The sequence below is a fragment of the Paenibacillus sanguinis 2301083 = DSM 16941 genome (assembly GCF_000374825.1).
GTDB lineage: Bacteria > Bacillota > Bacilli > Paenibacillales > Paenibacillaceae > Fontibacillus > Fontibacillus sanguinis.
Window position 1 is genome coordinate 1 of the sequence record NZ_KB895392.1, and the last position, 15,894, is coordinate 15,894.

General features: G+C 47.6%; 18 protein-coding genes, 1 rRNA gene and 1 riboswitch. Of the genes, 17 read left to right on the top strand and 2 right to left on the bottom strand.

The window, feature by feature from the left end; genetic code table 11:
• The first annotated feature begins 158 nt into the window (after positions 1-158).
• A 5S ribosomal RNA gene (rrf, locus tag C557_RS0119210) occupies positions 159-275 on the top strand.
• Positions 276-585: 310 nt separating this feature from the next.
• Positions 586-963 (top strand): hypothetical protein, encoded by a 378-nt coding sequence (locus tag C557_RS0119215; RefSeq protein ID WP_240472987.1) that lies wholly within the window; start codon positions 586-588, stop codon positions 961-963.
• Positions 964-1,043: 80 nt separating this feature from the next.
• Here C557_RS0119215 and C557_RS0119220 read toward each other — a convergent pair whose 3' ends face one another.
• Positions 1,044-1,568 (bottom strand): hypothetical protein, encoded by a 525-nt coding sequence (locus tag C557_RS0119220; protein WP_018753500.1) that lies wholly within the window; start codon positions 1,566-1,568, stop codon positions 1,044-1,046.
• Positions 1,569-1,783: 215 nt separating this feature from the next.
• Here C557_RS0119220 and C557_RS0119230 point away from each other — a divergent pair, with 215 nt between their 5' ends.
• The 10 genes from C557_RS0119230 (at position 1,784) to rsmI (ending at position 9,664) form a co-directional block, all read left to right on the top strand.
• A complete protein-coding gene (locus tag C557_RS0119230; RefSeq protein ID WP_018753502.1) occupies positions 1,784-1,969 on the top strand; it encodes a sigma factor G inhibitor Gin in 186 nt (61 codons plus the stop codon).
• Between the two features lie 152 nt (positions 1,970-2,121).
• Positions 2,122-3,717: an aminotransferase class I/II-fold pyridoxal phosphate-dependent enzyme gene (locus tag C557_RS0119235; RefSeq protein ID WP_018753503.1), complete on the top strand. Its 1,596-nt coding sequence runs from the start codon at positions 2,122-2,124 to the stop codon at positions 3,715-3,717.
• A gap of 45 nt (positions 3,718-3,762) precedes the next feature.
• On the top strand, positions 3,763-4,413 hold the full coding sequence (gene tmk / locus C557_RS0119240) for a dTMP kinase (RefSeq protein ID WP_018753504.1): 651 nt from the start codon (positions 3,763-3,765) through the stop codon (positions 4,411-4,413).
• A gap of 54 nt (positions 4,414-4,467) precedes the next feature.
• The gene (locus C557_RS0119245; protein WP_018753505.1) at positions 4,468-4,797 is read left to right on the top strand and encodes a cyclic-di-AMP receptor; all 330 of its coding nucleotides are present in this window, start codon (positions 4,468-4,470) and stop codon (positions 4,795-4,797) included.
• A 285-nt stretch (positions 4,798-5,082) separates the two neighbouring features.
• Positions 5,083-5,526, top strand: a complete 444-nt coding sequence (locus C557_RS0119250; RefSeq protein WP_018753506.1) for a YaaR family protein — start codon at positions 5,083-5,085, stop codon at positions 5,524-5,526.
• Between the two features lie 56 nt (positions 5,527-5,582).
• A complete protein-coding gene (gene holB, locus C557_RS0119255) occupies positions 5,583-6,566 on the top strand; it encodes a DNA polymerase III subunit delta' (RefSeq protein ID WP_018753507.1) in 984 nt (327 codons plus the stop codon).
• A 162-nt stretch (positions 6,567-6,728) separates the two neighbouring features.
• The gene (locus C557_RS0119260) at positions 6,729-7,529 is read left to right on the top strand and encodes a PSP1 domain-containing protein (RefSeq protein WP_018753508.1); all 801 of its coding nucleotides are present in this window, start codon (positions 6,729-6,731) and stop codon (positions 7,527-7,529) included.
• 49 nt (positions 7,530-7,578) lie between these two features.
• Positions 7,579-7,950 (top strand): initiation-control protein YabA, encoded by a 372-nt coding sequence (locus tag C557_RS0119265; protein WP_018753509.1) that lies wholly within the window; start codon positions 7,579-7,581, stop codon positions 7,948-7,950.
• Positions 7,951-8,012: 62 nt separating this feature from the next.
• Positions 8,013-8,768, top strand: coding sequence for a tRNA1(Val) (adenine(37)-N6)-methyltransferase (locus tag C557_RS0119270; protein ID WP_018753510.1), 756 nt, complete (start codon positions 8,013-8,015; stop codon positions 8,766-8,768).
• Positions 8,765-9,664 (top strand): 16S rRNA (cytidine(1402)-2'-O)-methyltransferase, encoded by a 900-nt coding sequence (rsmI, locus tag C557_RS0119275; RefSeq protein WP_018753511.1) that lies wholly within the window; start codon positions 8,765-8,767, stop codon positions 9,662-9,664. The genes C557_RS0119270 and rsmI overlap by 4 nt, the downstream gene beginning before the upstream one ends.
• Positions 9,665-9,809: 145 nt before the next feature.
• On the opposite strand, the gene C557_RS0119280 is transcribed toward rsmI, so the two are convergent.
• Positions 9,810-10,064, bottom strand: coding sequence for an AbrB/MazE/SpoVT family DNA-binding domain-containing protein (locus C557_RS0119280; protein ID WP_018753512.1), 255 nt, complete (start codon positions 10,062-10,064; stop codon positions 9,810-9,812).
• A gap of 311 nt (positions 10,065-10,375) precedes the next feature.
• On the opposite strand from C557_RS0119280, the gene C557_RS0119285 reads away from it, so the two are divergent.
• From C557_RS0119285 to rsmA, 5 genes are all read left to right on the top strand, one after another.
• Positions 10,376-11,665 carry an HD domain-containing protein gene (locus C557_RS0119285; protein ID WP_018753513.1) on the top strand — a complete coding sequence of 430 codons (1,290 nt, stop codon included), beginning with the start codon at positions 10,376-10,378 and terminating at the stop codon, positions 11,663-11,665.
• Positions 11,666-11,679: 14 nt separating this feature from the next.
• Positions 11,680-12,453, top strand: a complete 774-nt coding sequence (locus C557_RS0119290; protein WP_018753514.1) for a TatD family hydrolase — start codon at positions 11,680-11,682, stop codon at positions 12,451-12,453.
• A 213-nt stretch (positions 12,454-12,666) separates the two neighbouring features.
• Positions 12,667-12,879, top strand: a riboswitch (cyclic di-AMP (ydaO/yuaA leader).
• A 262-nt stretch (positions 12,880-13,141) separates the two neighbouring features.
• Positions 13,142-14,275 (top strand): 3D domain-containing protein, encoded by a 1,134-nt coding sequence (locus C557_RS0119295; RefSeq protein WP_018753515.1) that lies wholly within the window; start codon positions 13,142-13,144, stop codon positions 14,273-14,275.
• A gap of 140 nt (positions 14,276-14,415) precedes the next feature.
• Positions 14,416-14,976 (top strand): ribonuclease M5, encoded by a 561-nt coding sequence (rnmV, locus tag C557_RS0119300; protein ID WP_018753516.1) that lies wholly within the window; start codon positions 14,416-14,418, stop codon positions 14,974-14,976.
• On the top strand, positions 14,967-15,863 hold the full coding sequence (gene rsmA / locus C557_RS0119305; RefSeq protein WP_018753517.1) for a 16S rRNA (adenine(1518)-N(6)/adenine(1519)-N(6))-dimethyltransferase RsmA: 897 nt from the start codon (positions 14,967-14,969) through the stop codon (positions 15,861-15,863). Before rnmV ends, rsmA begins: the two co-directional genes overlap by 10 nt.
• The last annotated feature ends 31 nt before the right edge of the window (positions 15,864-15,894 follow it).

Here is a 15,894-nt window from a genome sequence, read left to right on the forward strand (position 1 = left end):
ATGTATGGAGCTGACAGGTACTAATCGGTCGAGGGCTTATCCAAAATATCACTCTGAAGAGTGGCGTCAGGCTGAGCAAGCCGTGAAGAGCACTCCAAGAGAACTAACACGCAAAGACGTTTCGTATCCAGTTTTCAAGCGATTAAACGCTTGAATCGTTTGGTGGCGATGGCGGAGGGGTTCCACACGTACCCATCCCGAACACGACCGTTAAGCCCTCCAGCGCCGATGGTACTTGGACCGAAGGGTCCTGGGAGAGTAGGACGTTGCCAAGCAAAGACGAGAAGCACTGCCGATCATAAATCGGCGGTGCTTTTTTCTATTGTAGATTGTCCACATGGAGTGGACATAATAAAGGTGTCAAATGTTTAGACTCTTTCAAAAGGAATGTAACCTTTTTGTTACCGACAGCTATGCAACACTCGCTATAATTAAGGTGGTGCCTTAGCAAAATAGGGCATTTATCCTATGATAAATCTCATTTTTAATGACAACTGGACTATTTTTTATTATAAAGGCAAGGAGGAATCAACCATGCAGCGAAGGGGAATACAACATTCCTTATGCTTCATGTTAGGAGTCTTGATGATGTTACTTGTCATCGCTGGCTGTACATCTTCTGAGCCTGGGTGGACCGATTTTGTAGGTGCTGCGGTAGACAAAAGTTTCCCGGTCCCGAAGGAAGCCAAGCAAAGTGAAACGGTATTGAACAACTCCAAGATGGATTATGTACATTATTCGCTGACTGGACTTCAAGAGAGCAAGGATGTGCCTGCAGCGTATGAGAAGGTAATCGAAGAGTGGGGTTGGAAGGAAAACAAAGAGGAAAGCACAGGAACGACTTGGGTATATGAAAAGGGAAAACAAATCGTGCAATTGACAATTCATGAAAATTCCTTTACGGTGCTTATACCTAAGCCGGAGAAAAAAATGGTGATTCAAGGCTTGGAGAGTAGCCCTTAAATAAGTGGCTTGGTTGAATGAAGTAAGCCTGTTCCTGAGGTAGGGACAGGCTTTTAATCGTATAGTAATAGGCGATTGCTTTATTGCATGTAATAGGAGATATCCAAATTGGTGATCTTGATCATTCCATCCTTGCGCTGGCCTCGAAGTACCGCAAATACAATAAAACGGGGAAAAATGAGCCAGCCATGCCAGAACATCAGCGAGAGCACAAAGGCAATGGGTGACCAAGGGATTAATATCAGAATGATCATACAGCCAATCCAGGCTGAATTCAGATAAATTCTGCGATATGTAGAGTAAGCCACATGCTGATCGGGCATATAACCGATCCAGGGCAGACGACGACAGAAATACCAACGTTTTCGGTACGAGGGACTTGTCAGGATCAGAAATGACCTGGACATCACATACTGAATCCATACGGTAAGTGGAGCGGCCAGCAAAAAATAGAATAAGCTGGTCCAGGAGATAAAGAACATTTCGGCAGCAAGCCAAATGAAGGGTAAAACGATTAGGCTACTGATTAAGGATTTAGGTAACATGACTTTTTTGAGCAATTTATAGTGATAAAAGGTTGGTTGGGATTCGGTTTCAGCAGACATTAATGAATGCTCCTCCTTCAACGATTCGTAGCCCTGTACAGCGGACAAGCTCTTCTTAATATATCGGATAAAAAAAAGAATAATGAAGATGCCGAGTACAAACACAGGTATGCCCAAAGTGACATAGGATAAAGTAGGGCAACGGACTATGAAAAGGTTTAAAATAATAGAATCTGTGTCATACTGATAGTAAAACAAACAAGGTGGGATCGGGCATGGATGATTTAGCGGTCAGAACCTGCATTATTTGCGGGGAACCAAAAAGTGAGGGCATTCATATTGTTTCAGAATTTATCTGCGATGCATGTGAAGCTGAAATGGTGCATACGGATGTGCAGGAGGACAAATATCATTTCTTTATCCATCAAATGAAGCAGATTTGGGTGCAGAATAATGCATAGAAATATTGACTGAAAGGACCTGTTCTTTAAGGGAGCAGGTCCTTTTATATTGCTCTATCAGGTCAAGAAGCGGTAAAATGAAGCCAAGGTATAAGCAGGTTGTGCTTATGCTGATCCATAGATCATGTTTAGCCGGAAGGGTCAGGAAATAGATGTTCAAGGAAACATATAATGCCCCATTACTTGAAGTATTGCGGGAATACAGGAAGAGACAAGATACTTCGTTTCATGTACCAGGCCATAAGGATGGACAGGCCTGGCAAGCATATTCTGGCGATGAGAAAGAGCTTGCCCAGGTAATGGGGATTGATGCTACGGAAATTACCGGGACTGATGATCTTCACCATCCGCAGGGGGTGATACAAGAGGCGCAGCGGCTGGCCGCCATCCAGTTTGGGGCGGAGGAGACCTGTTTTTTGGTCGGCGGCAGCACGGCCGGCAACCTGGCTTTGATCCTGAGCGTATGTACTACGCCAGGGGATGTTTTGCTCGTGCAGCGAAACGTTCATAAATCCGTGATTCACGGATTAATGCTTGCGGGAGCTCACGCGGTATTTTTGGCGCCGCAGCAGGATCCCGGCAGCGGCCTTAGTACCCTCCCGAGTACAGCGGTGGTGGGAGAGGCTCTACGCCGCTATCCCGGCGCCAAGGGGGTGCTGGTCACGCACCCCAACTATTACGGGATGGGCGCACCACTTCGGCCGCTGGCTGATATCTGCCATGCGCATGGGGTGCCGCTGCTTGTGGATGAGGCGCATGGCGCTCACTTTGGGCAGCACCCGGCACTGCCGGAGAGCGCGCTGGCCGCAGGAGCCGATGGGGTTGTGCAGTCGACGCACAAAATGCTGACTGCGCTCACGATGGGTGCCATGCTGCATGTTCAAGGCGGGCTGCTTGACCGCACATTACTAAAACAGCGCCTAGCTATGTTGCAGAGCTCCAGTCCATCTTATCCCATCATGGCTTCGCTTGATTGGAGTCGTAGTTTGCTGCAGGCCCACGGTCCAGACCTGTTAGAAGAAGGACTGGCTGCAGCAGCGGAGATTCGGCAGGGGTTGAAGCAATTGTCACGCTTTGCCGTTGTGGAGCCACCGGGCGCCAGCGGAGAGTCTACTGCATATACTATACAAGATCCTTGGAAGCTTGTTATTTACGATGCAGCAGGTCGTCTAAACGGTTATGAATTACAGGAACGCCTTGAGGCAGAAGGCTGCGTTCCGGAGATGAGTGATGATCGTTATGTTGTGCTTGCTCTGGGTCCAGGGACTACGTCACAACATGCCGTTCATTTGCTGACTGCTTTGCAGCGAATTGCAGAAGTGGAATTGAAGTCGGGCCGTAAAGCTGATAAATCTGCATTATCTGCCAATTTTTCCGAGCCTGTGCAGGTCTCAGATGTTTTTTCTCGACAAATTTCCACGTGGAACAATGTAGAGGATGGGGTACAGCCGCCCCTAAGGGATGTGTGGCAAGGGGAGGGTTTGCAGTTTGCTATTTCTGAATCTGTTGCTTTTAATCTGACTCCTGTATTGCCCAAAGAGATTGAGTCAGTTCCTGTAGAGCATAGTGCGGGTCGACGGGCCGCAGAGATGGTGATTCCTTATCCCCCAGGAATTCCATTATTGTACCCGGGGGAGAAGATTACGGAGATACTTGCAGAGCGATTGGTTGGACTGAGGAATAGCGGTGCTAAGTGCCAGGGGGCCGCAGATTCACAGTTGCTCACCATTCAAGTTTTAAAACTATGAGGCTCGCAGTAGAATTTTTGATATAGAAAGCAGGTACAAGACTACATGAATTATCAAGCCAAAGGACTGCTCATTACGCTTGAAGGAGGTGATGGATCGGGCAAGACCACCGTCATGCGGGAAATGGAGCAAGTGCTCAGAGATCAGGGAGTGGAGTTTATCACTACTCGTGAGCCTGGTGGCATTGAAATTGCTGAGAAAATCCGCGATATTATTCTGAATCCACAGCATACAGCGATGGATGCACGTACTGAAGCACTTCTATATGCCGCCTCCCGAAGACAGCATTTGGCGGAAAAGGTAGAGCCGTCGCTGGAACAGGGGATGACCGTTCTCTGTGATCGTTTTCTCGATAGCAGCTTGGCTTATCAAGGATATGCGCGGGGACTTGGTATGGATGAGGTTCTGGAGATTAACTTATTTGCGACCAAGGGGCGCTTTCCCGATCTGACCTTCTATCTGGACATTACACCGGAGGCTGCATTGGCCAGGATCGCTTCCAGTCAGAGTCGAGAGGTAAATCGGCTGGACATGGAGAGCCTTCATTTTCACCAGAAAGTGAGGGAGGGGTATCTGCTTATCGCCAAGATGTATCCGGAGCGAATTCGCATCGTGGATGCTTCCCGTAGCAAAGAACAGGTGGCTGCTGAGATTCGCAGGCAACTTTCGGCAACATTAAAGGATTTCATGATCTAGTCGTCTAATAGTTTAATGTGGTACATTCTTTAATAAGAACGAGGAGGCGCTGAAATGAAACTGATCGTTGCGGTTATTCAAGATAAAGACAGCAACCGGCTGTCCAGTGCATTAGTGAAGGAAAATTATCGTGCCACCAAATTGGCAAGCACCGGTGGGTTTCTTCGGGCAGGCAATACCACCTTTTTGATTGGTGTGGATGATCATCAGGTCGATTCTGTTCTGAGTGTAATTCGTACCAGTTGCAAGGTGAGGGAGCAATTAGTGACACCTGTTACGCCGATGAGTGGAACTACGGATTCGTATTTACCGTTGCCTGTAGAGGTACAGGTGGGGGGAGCGACGGTGTTTGTCCTCCCAGTAGACCGCTTCGAACACTTTTAAAGGAAATCTAAAATATAGCTTCCGATCACGAAGGAACTCAGGGAGTGGAGTCGGCATCGAATCTTGAACTCTCCCCGCGCCTTCCGCTGCTCACGTAGGATATACCTACGCTGCGCTGCTCAGTCCCTGGTATCGATCAACCTTCTCGGTGCTAGAAACCTGTAATTTAGATCCTTATTGAACTAGGAAATCTAAAATATAGCTTCCGATCACGAAGGAACTCAGGGAGCGGAGTCGGCATCGAGTTTGAACGTAAACCATATTTCAGAATAGGTGGTGAGGGCTTTGAAAATTGATCCGGGATATCGGCCGCTCAAGAGCGGTTTGGGGGTAAGCGAAAGCCCTGCCAAACCGGTGCAATCCAAAAGCTTCTCGGATGTGATGCAGCAGCACGGGCATCAGGCCACGCAAGAGGAATTGAACCGCAAATTCAAGGAGATTCAGATGCAGGGCGACCGGTTAGCGAAGTCAATGACGGTACGTGAACTGAAGGCCTATCGACTGCTGGTCAAGCGGTTCCTGGAGGATACCGTTCGGCGAGGTGTGACCATCAAGGAGTCGAAGGGCTGGGATCGCCGGGGCCGAGGCAAACGCTACAAGCTGCTGGATGAAGTGGATTCGGCGTTGCTTGCCATGGCAGAGGAATTGCTGGAGACAGAGCAAGGCAAAATTGAACTGCTACAGAAAATTGGTGAAATTCGTGGCATGCTGATTAATCTTTGCTTCTAGGGCAAGCCTGAGAACAAGCCTTAGTATTGGGTTGGTGAAAGGACGAAATAATTACAATGTCATTCCAGAAAATCATTGGGCAGGATAAGGCGAAGCAACTATTGCAGAGCAGTCTGAAGCGCCAGGAAATATCCCATGCCTATCTGTTTAGCGGACCGCCTGGAAGTGGGCAAATGGAAATGGCCATGGCTTTCGTCCAGGCGTTGTTCTGCACTCAGGGCGAGGACGACGACGCATGTGGAGAATGTCTGGAGTGCCGCAAGGTGCTGCATGGCAATCATCCGGATTTATTCACGATAAAGCCCGACGGGGCTACGATTAAAATAGAACAAATCCGCCAATTGCAGCGGATTTTCTCATATCGTTCGGAGAGTGGTAATCCCAAGGCTTATATTATTGATGAAGCGGACAAAATGACGGTGCAGGCTGCCAACAGCCTGTTGAAGTTCCTGGAGGAGCCTCCTTCTCCAGCGGTAGCTATTCTATTGTCTGATAATGGACGGGCTTTACTGCCGACTATCCAATCCCGTTCGCAGTGGGTTCCCTTTTCACCACTTGACCCTATGCGTATGCTCCAGATTTTGGCGGATGAGGGATTTTCGCCAACATTAGCGCGAAGTGCCGTACATGTTGCGGCAGGACTGGGATCATGCCGTGATCTCATTAGTCAGAATTGGTTTGCAGAAATTAGAAACGTAGTGTTACAATTAGGGAAGGAAATCGCAGGCCGTGGCGGTTCTCCATTAATTACAGCACAACAGGAATTGTTCAAATCCGGGTTATCCGATCATTTGGACATGTTGTTTAATCTTTTTCATTTGTGGTTCAAGGATATGATCCATGCGCTTTATCATAAACATGATCAGATCGTTTTCATAGATGAGCTTGAGTTTATTAATCGGCACGCATCCTCGCTAAGCACAAAGCAATGGATTGATGCGATGGCGATGGCTGCGGAAGGCAAGAAGAAGCTTCGCCAGCATATGAATGCCCAACTTTGTGTAGAGCAATTCGTGATTGCGGTGGAGGGGTTGCGGTAACCCGCAGAGTTGGAGTAGCCAGAGCAAGGAAAGACGACGTAGGGAAAGAACAGATATAGAGCAAGGCAGAGCAGACCGTCAGGTAACTTCCTCCCCTGAGAGAGCAGGGATAAATTAACGAAAGCGGTTCACCAGTTTGGAGCTATACGAGGGGGTTAGTTTTTGTATACTGTAGTGGGTGTTCGCTTTAAAAAAGCGGGCAAAATCTATTATTTCGATCCACTGGAGCTTCCTGTGGAGAAGGACCAGAGCGTGATTGTCGAAACCGCGCGCGGGATTGAATATGGTAAAGTGGTGATCAGCAAGAAGAAGGTTGGAGAATCCGATGTTGTTCTTCCACTGAAGAAAGTCATTCGGATTGCTGACGACGCTGACGCCCGTGTTGTCGAAGAGAACAAGTTTGCGGCAAAGAATGCTTTTGCCACATGTTTAAATAAAATCAAGGACCACGAACTCAAGATGAAGCTGGTCGATGTGGAATTTACCTTTGATCGCAACAAGATTATATTTTACTTTACGGCAGAGGGACGCGTCGATTTTCGCGAGTTGGTTAAGGATTTGGCCAGTATCTTCCGAACACGTATTGAATTAAGACAGATAGGTGTCCGAGATGAAGCGAAGATGTTGGGTGGTATTGGCCCTTGTGGACGAATTCTCTGTTGTTCTTCCTGGCTGGGCGATTTCGAGCCGGTATCGATCAAAATGGCCAAGGATCAAAGCCTATCGCTGAATCCGACGAAGATTTCCGGGTTATGCGGCCGCTTGATGTGCTGCCTGAAGTATGAGCATGATAACTACGAAAGTGTCAAAGAAGAGCTTCCATCGGTGGGGAAAATGGTCATTACCTCGCTAGGCGACGGCAAGGTAGTAGGAATCAACGCCGGGTCGCGTACGGTGCATGTGCAGTTGTTTGAAGTAGGTAAGGTGAAGGAGCTCCCCATGGACGAGGTTGTTGTCAAATAAGGAGCTTACTCATAAAGAAAGACTTTAGAGATGACTCTGGGGTGGGAACTTGGAGAACAAGGATATTTTCACACATATGCAGACGCTGGAAACGCAAATGGGCAAGGTACACGGCGATTTGGGCAGCCTGAAGTTGGAGGTCAAGAAGCTGGTGGAAGAGAACCAACGGCTCTTGCTTGAGAATGAGCAATTGCGCAAAATACTCAAGCTGGAAAGCACGGAGGGGCGCTTACCTCTCGGCATAGCCGAAGGCATGGATGGACCAATACCGCAGGGCAAAGAGACCATCGACGTGGTGGGTGAGGGTTATGATAACTTAGCACGTCTATACCATGAAGGCTTTCATATTTGCAATGTTTATTATGGACATCTTCGTACGGAAGGCGATTGCCTGTTTTGTTTGTCGTTTTTGAATAAATAGTGAACCGTAGGGGATTCCCTACGGTTTTTTTAAAGTTTCAGGAAGGACGGAAATCAGGATTTATGGACAAGGTAATTATATATGATCAGGAGCGGATCGATGATTTGCTCACCCATCAGCTTTCGATCATCCAGAGCGATGAGGTCTTTAGCTTTTCGATGGATGCCGTGCTGCTCTCGCGGTTTGCGGCTGTTCCTAAATACGGGAAAATTCTTGATTTATGCACGGGCAATGGAGTAGTGCCGCTTCTATTATCTACCCGGACGCAAGCTACTATTGAAGGGATTGAAATTCAGCCCCGGGTGGCAGATATGGCGCGTCGCAGCGTGGCCATGAACAGATTGGAGCATCGTATTTATATCCGTGAAGGGGATTTGCGGGAGCTTGTACATATTACCGGACATGGAACTTATGATGCCATTACCGTCAATCCCCCTTATATGCCCCTGACAACAGGGGAGACCAAGCTTAATGAGCATCAGGCCATCGCGCGCCATGAAATTTATTGTACACTGGACGAAGTAGCGGCTGCTGCCATGCGTTTGGTACGTCCTGGAGGCAAGGTCTCGATGGTACATAAGGCACAACGCCTGGGAGAGATTATTACTGTATTACGCCAGTACCGTTTGGAGCCCAAGGTGATTCGCTTTGTGCATCCCAGAATCGGAGCAGAGGCCAATATGGTACTAATTGAAGCTTTGCGCGATGGCAAAGCGGATATTCGGGTTCTGCCCCCACTGATTGTATACGGAGAAAATGGGGGATATACGGAAGAAGTCATGGACATTTATTACGGGCCAAAAGAGGGTAGATCATGAGTATACAGGTACAGAAAAGTTTTATTGCAAGCTCTGAAGAACCAGTCATGGAGGGGAAGGGAAAGTTATTTCTGGTTGGTACGCCAATCGGTAACTTGGAGGATATGACCTTTCGGGCAGTACGTATGTTACAGGAGGCAGATATTATTGCTGCGGAGGATACAAGACAGACGAGGAAGCTGCTAACCCATTATGATGTTTCTCCTGCCAAACTGGTCAGTTATCATGAGCATAATAAGGCTGCCAGTGGGCCTGAATTAATACGTCTTATAATAGAAGGAAAAAATTTGGCACTAGTTAGTGATGCCGGTTTGCCGGCAATTTCTGACCCGGGCAGCGATTTGGTAAAATTAGCATTGGAGGCGGATATTTCCGTGATTCCTGTACCTGGTGCTAATGCGGCTCTATCGGCTTTAATTGTTTCGGGTTTGCCTACAGAACGCTTTATGTTTCTGGGCTTTCTGCCCCGCGATTCAAAAGAACGGGGACAATTACTAAAATCATTGGAGAATGAACTAGGTACGCTCTTGATGTATGAATCCCCACATCGTGTGATAAAGACGCTGGAGGCTCTAGTTGAAATTTGGGGCAACCGACGTATTGTCTTAGCTCGTGAGCTGACGAAGCGGTATGAAGAGTTAATGCGTGGATCAATTCAGGAATGTCTGGACTGGCTGTCAGGGCATCCTCCCCTTGGAGAGTATTGCCTCGTTATTGAGGGAGCTGGAGTCGAAGAGGTTAAGGAAAGACAGGCCGCCTGGTGGCAACCGTTGTCGTTGGAGGAGCATGTACGGTATTATGAGGAGCAGCAAGATCTGACGCGGAAGGAGGCGATGAAAAAAACAGCACTTGATCGCGGTGTGTCAAAACGGGATATTTACAATCAGCTTTTATAATATGTAAGCCATTTTAATCAATAGGAAATTTTGGACAAAAAAAGGGTGCCCTCGCTAGGCCGGGTTCAAGCCAAGGAAGGCACCAAGGAGATATGAAAAAGGTTAGAATTAACAGTTTCAGTAAATCTATTATATACTATAATTCTTAATTTGTCACAGGGGTAGGAAGCTCAGTAATGCATTCATGGCAAACAATTTTGCCTTTGAAGTATGTTACGTTTTCGGCATTGCCACAAAAGATGCAGGCTGGCTCATATTTCTTGAGCATGATCCGCTCGCCATCTACATAAATTTCAAGCGCATCCTTCTCGCCAATGCCCAGGGTGCGACGCAATTCGATAGGGATAACAACTCGGCCTAACTCGTCGACTTTTCTTACGATACCTGTTGATTTCAACATAACTGATGATAGCCCCTTTCAGTTCATTTTTTTAATCGTCATTTTTCGACATTGTTCTATCTTTTATGATATTTATAATACCAACGATTGCCAGAATAGTCAACCTATTTATGGTAGAGTTCTTTTTTATTTCTAAATTTTTTTGATAAATATCTCTGAGAACCATGATTATACCTGGGAAGTTAGTGTTATTCTATAATTCGACAAACGGTAAAGACTAGATATGACTTTATACGACATTATTCGACAAAATCCTTCGACATTAGTGTTTTTTTATCATTTTAATAAAAATGAAGAGGAGTGTGTGAACCATGCATCGTCAACTTCGTGAAGAAAAGGTGTTTAAGGACCCCGTACACAATTATATTCATGTTCAAGATGAAGTGATCTGGTCGTTGATTAATACGTCCGAGTTCCAACGGCTTCGTCGAATCCGCCAGTTAGGCACCTCGTATCTGACATTTCATGGCGCAGAGCATAGCCGCTTCTCACATTCACTTGGCGTTTATGAAATCACGCGCCGGATTATCTCCCAGTTTGAACGGGGTGGTTACGCAGATTGGCCCGGGGAGGAGAAGCTGGTTGCTTTGTGTGCGGCGTTGCTGCATGATCTGGGCCATGGTCCATTTTCGCATTCTATTGAGCAGGCCTTCGAGATGAACCATGAGGACTGGACCTGTAAGATTTTGCTGGGAGATACCGAGGTGAGCGCCGTGTTACGCCGAATTTCTCCTGATTTTCCGGAAAAGGTGGCTTCCGTAATCCGCAAGGATTATGATAATCCGATCGTTGTCAATTTGGTATCCAGTCCTCTCGATGCGGATCGGATGGATTATCTGCTACGTGATGCCTACTTCACCGGAGTGAATTACGGTACGATCGATATGGACCGGATATTGCGAATGCTGCGTCCTTTTCAGGGGCGGGTGGTAGTGAAGGAGTCAGGGATGCATGCGGTGGAAGATTATCTGATGTCCCGTTATCAGATGTATTGGCAGGTATATTTCCATCCAGTGACACGCAGCTCGGAAATTATTCTCCGCCAAATTCTCCGCCGTGCCAAAGAACTATATCGGGATCATTATGACTTTGCATTTCTACCCTATCCGCTCCCAAGCCTCTTTGACAGAGATATAACCGTTCGGGATTACCTGCAGTTGGATGAAGCATTGATGCAAACGGCTTTCATGCAGTGGACCCGGGAAACGGATGAACGGCTTAGTGATTTGTGTATCCGGTTTTTAAATCGGAAATTGTATAAATATGTAGAGGTTGAAACGATTGATCTGGAAATGCTAGGACAAATTCGCACTGCTTTTGAACAAGTTGGCCTAGACCCGGATTACGATATGGAAATTGATTTTCCAACTGATTTACCTTATGATGTGTTCCGTCCGGACGAGGGCATCGGGAAGAAGCAAATCTTGTTGTTAGACCGACAAGAGCGGTTGCGGGAGATTTCGGAGGTCTCCGATATTGTCCGGTCGATCAGCGGACTGCAGCGGGGGAAATATCATTTGTATTATCCCGATAATAAGTTATGTGCTGTCATGGATCAGTTGCCCAGAGAAATAGCGCAAATTTTCAAACAACGTTTTTAGGAGGTTAAGTCATCATGTTATTTGATACACATACCCATTTGGACGCAGCTCAATTTGACGAGGACCGCGAGGAAGTGATTGCGCGTGCCGTAGAACAAGGGGTTACGCGTATGATCAATATTGGATTTAACCGAGAGACCATCCCGACAACGATACAGTTGGCGGAGTCCTATGATTTCATTTATGCGGCTGTAGGGTGGCATCCTCAGGATGCCATTACGATGCAGGAGAGCGATTTGGACTGGATTGCCGAATTATGCAAGCATCAGAAGGTAGTAGCTATTGGAGAAATTGGACTGGATTATTATTGGGATACCTCACCTAAAGAGGTACAGCATGAGGTGTTTCGCAAGCAGATTGGGTTGGCTCGCAGTCTTGGTATGCCGATTTGTATCCATAATCGTGATGCCCATGAGGATGTAGTCAAAATTTTGCGCGAAGAAAAAGCTCATGAAGTGGGAGGCGTCATGCACTCTTATTCTGGCAGCTGGGAAATTGCCAAAATGTGTCTGGATTTGGGATTTCATTTGTCATTTGGCGGACCCATTACGTTTAAAAATGCAAAGCAGCCGAAGGAAGTCTTGGCGAAGACCCCTCTTGATCATTTATTGATCGAAACAGATTCCCCTTATTTAACTCCTCATCCATATCGAGGAAAACGAAATGAGTCTGCGCATGTGCGTTTAGTTGCCGAAATGGCTGCTGAGCTAAAAGGTCTGACTTTTGAGGAAATTGCCCAAATTACCACTCGAAATGCACTGGAACGATTTGGAATTAAGAGTATTTAAGAGATAAACAGATGAAAAAACGAGGATTTCGGAAAGATTAATACATTTTAACCATTAAAACAGATATAATTACATTTTTTTAACCTTTTTTTTAAAAAAACGTGGTTGATTCGTCCTTTACAACATGCATCGAAACAGGATAGAATTTTTTCAGTGATCGCTTTGGTCCGTTTCGCACTATCGAAATTCGGATCATTCGATGCTTGATTCCATGAACCAGTCTCGCTGAATCTCCTAATGGAGAACGGGGGAACCAATGCAAGCGGCTTGCGGCGAATTGCCAATTGCGCTCGTAATTGATTTCTTTATCAGGGTCTACGGGGTGAATTCGAGGTCATTGCGCCATGAGCGAATGTTCTGAGAAGGGGCGGCTCTCTTTCGTCCTAACCCGACAGCTAACCTCGTAAGCGTAACAAGAGAGGTAACTCGTGCAGCCTACTACACCAAGACCATCAGGAAGCCACGAAGGAGTTCCTCTAACTCTTTCTTTGGGCTTCTTTTGTTTTGAATAAAAGTAGTAGGGTCATCATACTGTTGATAAACAGGAGGTGACGCCCGCAGGGCAGACTGGGAAAGGATACGAAATGCAAGTGGTTTATAGCTTCATTTCGTAAATCAAGAATGTAGTCGCGTCATATGTAATTGTGCATCGATCTTGACGGCGGGACTATGAAGGAGGACGGAAGATATGGGCATTTTCCCCAAAGAGGAGACCCATGAATCACGCTCATCCAGCATGTCTTACGCATTGCGATGGAAGCAGTTAAATATTCGTCAGGTTGCGCTCGTCGGCGTACTGACCATCGCGGTAATCATCATCCTCATTTGGCTGTATGGCCAGCAAAATAAAAAAATCTCTCTGGTTGTCGACGGTAACGTTCAATCGGTGGAAACACGGGAAGACAGTCTGGCTGGCCTGCTGGATGAACAGGCCATCAATCTGCATCCCAAAGATTCACTATCGCATCCGCTAGGTAGCTTGCTGGAGGATGGAGACCGTGTCGTCATTGTGCGTGCGGTTCCGGTAAAGGTGAGTGTGGACGGAGAGACAAAAACGACTTTCACCACCAAGGAGAAGGTCAAAGATGTGCTAGAAGAGCTAGGTGTCACTTTGAATCAAGATGACAAGGTAACCCCTGCCCTGAATAGCAAGCTCGGTATGAATGCAGGAATCAAAGTCGTTCGGGTGAGCAAACATCTGGTACAAACCGAGGAAGCTGTGCCTTTTAGCGTCGTGAAGACATCCGATAAGGAACTGCTGAAGGGAACGACGAAGGTCGTTCAGCCGGGCAGTGAGGGTATGGTCATTCACAACATTGAGAAAACCTATGAGAACGGAGTATTCGTGACTAAGCGCTGGCTTGGCAAAAAGGTCTCAAAGGAGGCCCAGCCCAAAGTCGTGGCCGTAGGTACGAAGGAACCGACAGCCGTTCTGTCGGCTAGCATCAGCCGCAGTGCCCATAAGGTGAACATTGGCGGCAATGCCACCAAGAACGGTGTCTCTTTTAAATATAAAAAGATGCTTAAAAATGTTACACTGACCGCCTACTCTTCAGAGCAGGAAGGAATCGGTACTCGTACGGCTTCTGGCACTCGTGTGACGGAGGGCAAGACGATTGCCGTTGACAAGTCCGTTGTTCCGCTTGGCTGGTGGGTTTACATTGAAGGAATCGGGTTTCGCAAGGCAGAAGATACCGGAGGAGCCATCAAAGGAAATAAAATGGACGTTTACTATGACAGCTTGAAGACGGCTAAAAACTTTGGCCGTAAGAAAGGTCGTACCGTATACGTCATCGGCCCGACGAAGCCGGAATTAAACTAGCTTCTCCGTTTTACAATGCGGAGGAAGTGGGATACAATAGGTACACGAAGTATTCAGGATGATGATAAAGACAGTGGATTAGGAGAGGATAACCATCCTCTTCTTTTTGTTGTAGAGGCGATGGAAAGAAGGTAACTTAGATGATCAAGGAAGTCATCGTGGTGGAGGGCCGGGATGATACCGTAGCCGTCAAGCGAGCCGTTGAGGCGGATACGATTGAGACGGGCGGGTCAGCCATCAACGAGACTACGCTGAAGAAGATTGCTCTGGCGCAGGAACGCCGGGGCGTTATTATATTTACCGATCCCGATCACGCCGGAGAACGGATTCGCAAGATCGTGGCAGCCCGGGTACCGGGATGCAAGCATGCCTTCCTGCCAGAAGCGGAAGCCACCAAGCGCGGGGATATCGGTGTAGAGAATGCCACGCCAGAGGCGATTCGTACAGCGCTGGCACGCCTCCATAATGAGGTGCCAGGGATGGAACCGATCATTGCCTGGGAGGACCTGATCACAGCGGGACTTATCGTTCATCCGCAGGCGTCTGCGCGAAGAAAGGCGTTGGGAGAGCTGTTGGGTATCGGATATTGCAATGGAAAGCAGTTATACAAACGGCTAACTGTATTTCGCATTAGCCGGGAAGAATTCGCAGCAGCGCTTGTGAAGCTGGAAGACAAAGGAGTTAATGGGACATGGGTATGAAGGAGGATATATCAACGCCCCGCAGAACGAAGGAAATTATCCAGCGGCATGGGTTCTCATTCAAAAAAAGCCTGGGACAGAACTTTTTGATCGATCAGAATATACTCGGCAAGATCGTAGCTGCGGCAGAATTGGATTCCTGCAAAGGAGCACTGGAGATAGGACCGGGGATTGGTGCTTTGACGGAAAAGCTTGCCCGTGAAGCAGGCAAGGTTACCGCCGTAGAGATTGATCAGCGGCTACTCCCCATCCTGGAGGAGGTATTGGAGCCGTATCCGCATGTTCGCGTCGTGCACGGGGATGTATTGAAGCTGGATCTTCAGGCGTTGTTTGCTGCGGAATTTGGTGGTGTGAGCGGCGTTAGCGTGGTGGCGAACTTGCCATATTACGTGACGACGCCCATTCTGATGAGACTGCTGGAGGAGAAGCTGCCACTGGAGCATATCGTGGTCATGATTCAGAAGGAAGTGGCGCAGCGGATGGCGGCGTCCCCGGGGGGCAAGGATTACGGAAGTTTGAGCATTGCCGTGCAGTATTACAGCATACCTGAGTTGATCTGTACGGTGCCTCACAGCGTCTTCATTCCTCAACCGAATGTGGAATCTGCTGTTATCCGTCTGAACGTTCGCCAGCAGCCGGCTGTTGCTGTACAAGACGAGGGCTTTTTCTTCGATATTGTCCAAGCCTCCTTCGCTCAACGGCGCAAGACGATTTCCAACAACTTGAAGAGTCGCTACTTCCCTAAGGAAGGGCGGGAACAACTGGACCAAATGCTGACAGAGGCGGGAATTGTGCCCTCACGGCGGGCCGAGACGCTGAGTCTTGAGGAATTTGCCAAGCTATCGGATGTATTGCTGGAGGCTGGTGTAAAGGAACTCCGCTTGTAACCATTCGCGCTTTACGCCCATACGATGGGGT